We start from the raw sequence: 1,432 nt of genomic DNA, 5'->3' as shown, positions 1-1,432 counted from the left end.
TTGCGTCACCAGATTTTCAGAGCTGAATGTCAGCAAGAAAACCAGTCAAAAGGACATTTCAATTAAAGCGATTTGAAACTGATGAAACTCAACACAAACCTGATCCAGCACTCAATTGAGGCAACCCGAGAACCTTGAAAACGATCAATCTCAGGTTGTTCAAGAATCCATTTCGACCAAGCCAACTTGCCGAAAATACGGAACGAATTCTCTATGAAATCGTAGAGTTAACCCTAAAAACTCATCAAACACATAACGCCCTGTTAAGGTGTGAGCAACGCAATACCGATGCTGCCGCATACCACCTTAATCACTTAAAACAACGCATAGTGAAAATGCCACGCGTTGCGAATCACTCTTAAACAGTTTGTTATATTATTATGCCTTGATGATAACTCTTAATTTTCTATCTTTGTCATCAAATGATGTACCAGCATGTGCAATCACAACATTTCCATCCCCATCAACTTCATCGTAAATGTCGATACTTTGGACGGAGCCATCTAAAAGTAAAAGGCTTGTGTGTACCGACGGATGAGATCCTTTCTTATGAGATGACTTTGCAATTTTGTGTATATAGTCGTCACCGTCGAGCGAAAAGTCCTTATCACTTAATACAACCTCATAAGGTCTAAGCCTAAGAAACTTAAATATGGCAAATGCAATGCTCAATACAGCCGAAAGAACTTTTAAAGCGAGCACAAAATAAGCAAGAGCTTCAGAACCAATAATGCTTTCTATTTGACCAATTACAGATCCAACAGCACCAAGAATCACCGCTACAACAAATATCCAATCAATCTCATCCAACTGCATTTTTTGCTCCAATGCCCCAAATAATATAACGCCCAATTAAGTGGTGAACAACGCACTGGTCAAGCCGCTGCATTACACCGTAAACACTTTACCTGACGCATAGTAAAACTGCCACGCGTTGAGAATCCACTTGAATTGTTTGTTAGGCTGATGGTTCAATGATCTCCAATGGCTGCCAACGATAATAACTATACAAAAACATCCCCTCACCTTCTCTATCGGTGAGTTTTGCTTTTAATTTGAATTTTGTTCCAACAGGATAATCGTTGAATAGTTTTTTGCTACATTCAGTCAATAACTCATATGGTTTCCTGTTTCTAGCTTCACATTCAACCTCTATTTCATTCGGCATAGATTGACCTTTAATAAGTCGTAACTGTACCGAACTACTGTGGCCTGACGAACTTGAAAGAGTAAAACTCTCAAACCAAAGTTCGTAATATGATTGCTCTTCTAATGCCATATTGCCCCCATTACTAAAAGAAAAGCCTAACGCCCAATTAAGTGGTGAACAACGCACTGACCAAGCCGCTGCATTGCACCGTAAAACACTTTACTCAACGCATAGTAAAACTGCCACGCGTTGAGAATCCACTTAAATTGTTTGTTATGTGAA

The 1,432-nt window shown here is 39.5% G+C and carries 2 protein-coding genes; both read right to left on the bottom strand.

What is annotated here, in order from left to right:
• Positions 1-378: 378 nt before the first annotated feature.
• The gene (locus tag EYW48_RS21110; protein ID WP_193838133.1) at positions 379-816 is read right to left on the bottom strand and encodes a hypothetical protein; all 438 of its coding nucleotides are present in this window, start codon (positions 814-816) and stop codon (positions 379-381) included.
• Between the two features lie 142 nt (positions 817-958).
• Positions 959-1,279: a hypothetical protein gene (locus tag EYW48_RS21105; RefSeq protein WP_176312716.1), complete on the bottom strand. Its 321-nt coding sequence runs from the start codon at positions 1,277-1,279 to the stop codon at positions 959-961.
• Between the last annotated feature and the right edge of the window lie 153 nt (positions 1,280-1,432).

Source organism: Vibrio sp. 1180_3 (assembly GCF_029478545.1).
Taxonomy (GTDB): Bacteria; Pseudomonadota; Gammaproteobacteria; order Enterobacterales; family Vibrionaceae; genus Vibrio; species Vibrio aestuarianus.
The sequence above is the reverse complement of the archived record's forward strand: the minus strand, read 5'-3'. Positions and strand labels throughout refer to the sequence as shown.

What these genes read in the sequence shown, in the direction of transcription:
- EYW48_RS21110 (WP_193838133.1), bottom strand. Translation starts at nt 816, where the DNA reads ATGCAGTTGGATGAGATTGATTGGATATTTGTTGTAGCGGTGATTCTT.
- EYW48_RS21105 (WP_176312716.1), bottom strand. Translation starts at nt 1,279, where the DNA reads ATGGCATTAGAAGAGCAATCATATTACGAACTTTGGTTTGAGAGTTTT.